Annotated in this window: 4 protein-coding genes; 2 read left to right on the forward strand and 2 right to left on the reverse strand. The window is 51.0% G+C overall.

Annotation, left to right across the window (positions count from 1 at the left end; all coding sequences use genetic code 11):
- Positions 1–511: DUF4433 domain-containing protein (locus ACFTS5_RS34210; RefSeq protein ID WP_378639487.1), on the reverse strand; the 511-nt coding region annotated here is incomplete at its 3' end.
- 306 nt (positions 512–817) lie between these two features.
- Positions 818–1,108: a nucleotidyltransferase family protein gene (locus tag ACFTS5_RS34215; RefSeq protein WP_378639490.1), complete on the reverse strand. Its 291-nt coding sequence runs from the start codon at positions 1,106–1,108 to the stop codon at positions 818–820.
- 1,586 nt (positions 1,109–2,694) lie between these two features.
- Here ACFTS5_RS34215 and ACFTS5_RS34220 point away from each other — a divergent pair.
- Entirely contained in the window at positions 2,695–3,018 is a 324-nt protein-coding gene (locus ACFTS5_RS34220; RefSeq protein WP_378639494.1) for a MobC family plasmid mobilization relaxosome protein, read from the forward strand.
- Positions 3,008–3,581 (forward strand): relaxase/mobilization nuclease domain-containing protein (locus ACFTS5_RS34225; protein WP_378639491.1); only part of this gene is annotated, 574 nt, incomplete at its 3' end. The genes ACFTS5_RS34220 and ACFTS5_RS34225, both read left to right, overlap by 11 nt.

Genomic DNA, 3,581 nt, shown 5'->3' on the forward strand with positions numbered 1-3,581 from the left:
CAGCCATGAGAAATTCGGCTTGCTTCCCTTCTTTACATCTTTGCCAGTGAGTCGCGTTAATCGCACTCCACTCTAGTTGATTTAAATCTGACAAATTATTTTTATCTTCAAAGTAGTAAGAGCCAGCATTGGATAAAGTAAATGCCCAGCGGCGTTGATTTTTCTGCGCCCACTTAACGCAAGAGTGAAGATCGGCTTGGAGATGAACTATTGGACCTTGTCCTCCTTTGTAAGCTAGCTCATCACTATCTGCACGATGGATTACGTACAACATGATTGATCGTGGGCAAAAGTAGAAGGGCACACATTGACCTACATATAAATCAGGATGGCTACTAAGTGTTAACTCGGTGAGGCGACGCTGTTTAATGCTATTCATACCAATCGTCGTTCCAGCAGCGCCTTGAGCAATGATTCGCGCATCGCAAAGCAGCCCATTTGAAGCGAGGATCGACGCAAGTCGGTCTACATGCACTATGTGATAAATTTTAGGCTGCATAGGTATAGTCATTTAGCACCCTTCTCCATGATTTTTATTATATAAGTTTTTGTTTTTTTTGTTAATTTATATGTATCGTTAGCTCTCTAAAACCTTACCTACTATGACCAGCTCATCATGATATGTGAGGTTAAAGGCTTCCTTCTTTGCATGGTTTGGACTTCAAATCAACAGCTTTGCTGCTCATTAGCCGCAACCAGGCTGCATATTATCATCGCATATGTATGTAAAATTGACCGTAACGCAGGCGAAAAATGGCCTAGATTTTCCAGTCTGAAAATTATCATTTTGAATTAATGGGATAGCTTCTGCTTAGGGTCAGAGTGGAATAGCGTAAAACAGTACCTTCGCACGTATATCAGTCCTGATTTCATTAGGAGTTAGGACATGAACCGGACATGACAATAGTGCGCTTAATTCTTCATGCAATCCTCCCATATCAAAGAGTGAGGTCTTTTTTCCTGCATCGACCAGCAAATCGAGATCACTGGCTTCTGTATCTGTCCCTTTTGCAACAGAGCCAAATATACGGGGGTTATGCAGACCATATTTCTGTACGAGCTCTCTGATAGCTTCGCGGTGTTTTTCCAGCTCAAGTGAGGGTTTCATGACGATTGTCCGGTTATGTGGCGGTTGAATACTGTGTTGATGATACTATCGGTAAATCAATTACGTGAGACAATAGTGGGACGGGTGATACTTATGGCTTGGCATAAGGTGAGACAGGCACAGAAATTGACGGGGAAAGCTCGTTCCAGTCTGTACCGTGATATGTCATCAGGCCGCTTGTCATACAGGACCGATTCGGACGGTGGGCGCTCCATTGATACAAGCGAGTTAATCCGAGTCTATGGAGAGTTGAGACAAGAAGGGACAGTGTCACGGGACAATGAGAGACATAGTGATGAGACACACAATCAGGTAATGAGTGAACTTATTCGTGAAATAAAATCCCTTCGTGATGAAGTTTCCGGGCTAAGGAACGAATTGCAGGAGGTGAGACGCATAGAGGACAAGACGGAAGTCGCTGAAACATCAAATAAAAAACAGTCTTGGTGGCGGCGTTTAATCTCATAGTGTCCTGTTACTAGACTCTCCAGAGACTGTTACTATAGTTGTTTGAAGGCTGTTTCTATACTTAACTTGGCGTTTTGAAAAGGTTTTTTGCTGGAGAGTTATCTTGACGCGATCCGTGGTTGCGGCGTAAATTAGCCCCTGAAACGAAAAAACCACCTGGGGAGGTGGTTTGATCGAAGGTTAAGTCAGTTGGGGAACTGCTTAACCAGGTAACTGGCTTCGAGAGAGCGCAATTACCAAATCCGTCCTTCCAGTGTAGCCGTAGTAAGGCTAAAACTTCAAGAACTCTGTAACCACTCGGTTATAAATTTCCGCTCTCTCAAGCCCGTTACCATTGGCCGCTGCCAATGGCGATTAGTCGTGTCCATCCGGGTTGGGATCATGTTTGTTAGTTACCGGGTGAGACGCAGTGGTCGGACTGAACGGGGGGTTCGTGCATACAGTCCAGCTTGGAGCGAACTGCCTACCCGGAACTGAGTGTCTGGCGTGGAATGAGATAAACGCGGCCATAACAGCGGAATGACACCGGTAAACCGAAAGGCAGGAACAGGAGAGCGCACGAGGGAGCGACCCACCGGAAACGGTGGGGATCTTTAAGTCCTGTCGGGTTTCGCCACCACTGTCGGATTCATGGTTGAGCTAAGGCTCCCACAGATACACCGAAAAAGTGTCTGTTTATGAATTCCGGCAGGGGGGCGGAGCCTATGAAAAAACGGCAACGCCGCATCCTTTTTCCAGCCCCTCCTGATTTGAGCGTTACACGCTTAATCCCGTTATCCGTTAGCTGGCAACGCCCGCCGCAGTCTCACGGCAGGAGCGTAGCGACCGAGTGAGCGAGGAGGCGTCATTTCACCGGCACTGGCATTTTGCACTTACACTTAGCACCTGCATTTTTCACCTGCCACATGAAGCACTTCCCTGTATTACCACTTCGATTTATCATATTTAGCCAGTATACACTCCGCTAGCGCTACGTGACTGGTTCAGGGCTGCGCCCCGAAACCCGCCAAAAACCACTGACGCGCCTGCGGCTTGTCCAACACCGCGCCGACCGGGAAAGATTTTCCCGTCCGTCCCGGCGTTATCAGGAGGCCGGCTTGGCAGACAAACGCAGCAAAATGCTCACGATGTGGGTTACTGAGGATGAGCACCGGCGGCTGCTGGAGCGCTGCGACGGTAAACAGCTCGCAGCCTGGATGCGCCAGACTTGCCTAGATGAGAAGCCCGCTCGTGCCGGCAAACTTCCTTCGATCTCGCCGGCACTGCTTCGTCAGCTTGCCGGCATGGGGAACAATCTCAACCAGATTGCCCGGCAGGTTAATGGCTGTGGCGGTACCGGTCATGACCGTGTCCAGGTTGTCGCCGCGCTGATGGCCATTGATGCTGGACTTGAGCGGCTGCGGCACGCCGTGCTGGAAAAAGGGGCAGCAGATGATCGTTAAGTTTCACCCGCGAGGGCGCGGCGGTGGTGCCGGTCCGGTGGATTATCTGCTGGGTAAAGACCGACAGCGCGACGGCGCCAGCGTTCTGCAGGGGAAGCCGGAGGAAGTCCGGGAGCTTATCGATGCCTCGCCCTACGCCAAAAAATACACCTCCGGCGTCCTGTCCTTTGCCGAGCAGGACTTACCCCCTGGTCAGCGTGAAAAACTGATGGCGAGCTTCGAGCGGGTTCTGATGCCCGGACTCGATAAAGACCAGTACAGCGTGCTGTGGGTTGAGCACCAGGACAAAGGGCGGCTGGAGCTGAACTTCCTGATCCCAAACACGGAGCTACTGACCGGCAAACGGCTCCAGCCGTATTACGACCGCGCCGACCGTCCGCGCATCGATGCCTGGCAGACCATCGTGAACGGCAGACTGGGGCTGCACGATCCGAATGCGCCGGAAAACCGGCGGGCACTGGTCACGCCGTCCGCGCTGCCGGAAGCGAAGCAAGAAGCCGCTCAGGCGATTACGCGGGGTTTGCTGTCCTTAGCCTCGTCCGGGGAGCTGAATACGCGCCAGG

It is taken from the genome of Nocardia sp. NPDC056952 (genome assembly GCF_042674185.1).
In the GTDB taxonomy this organism is placed as follows: Bacteria; Actinomycetota; Actinomycetes; order Mycobacteriales; family Mycobacteriaceae; genus Nocardia.

Excerpts from the sequence above, each read along its gene's own strand:
- ACFTS5_RS34215 (WP_378639490.1), bottom strand. The coding sequence starts at position 1,108 with ATGAAACCCTCACTTGAGCTGGAAAAACACCGCGAAGCTATCAGAGAG.
- ACFTS5_RS34220 (WP_378639494.1), top strand. The coding sequence starts at position 2,695 with ATGCTCACGATGTGGGTTACTGAGGATGAGCACCGGCGGCTGCTGGAG.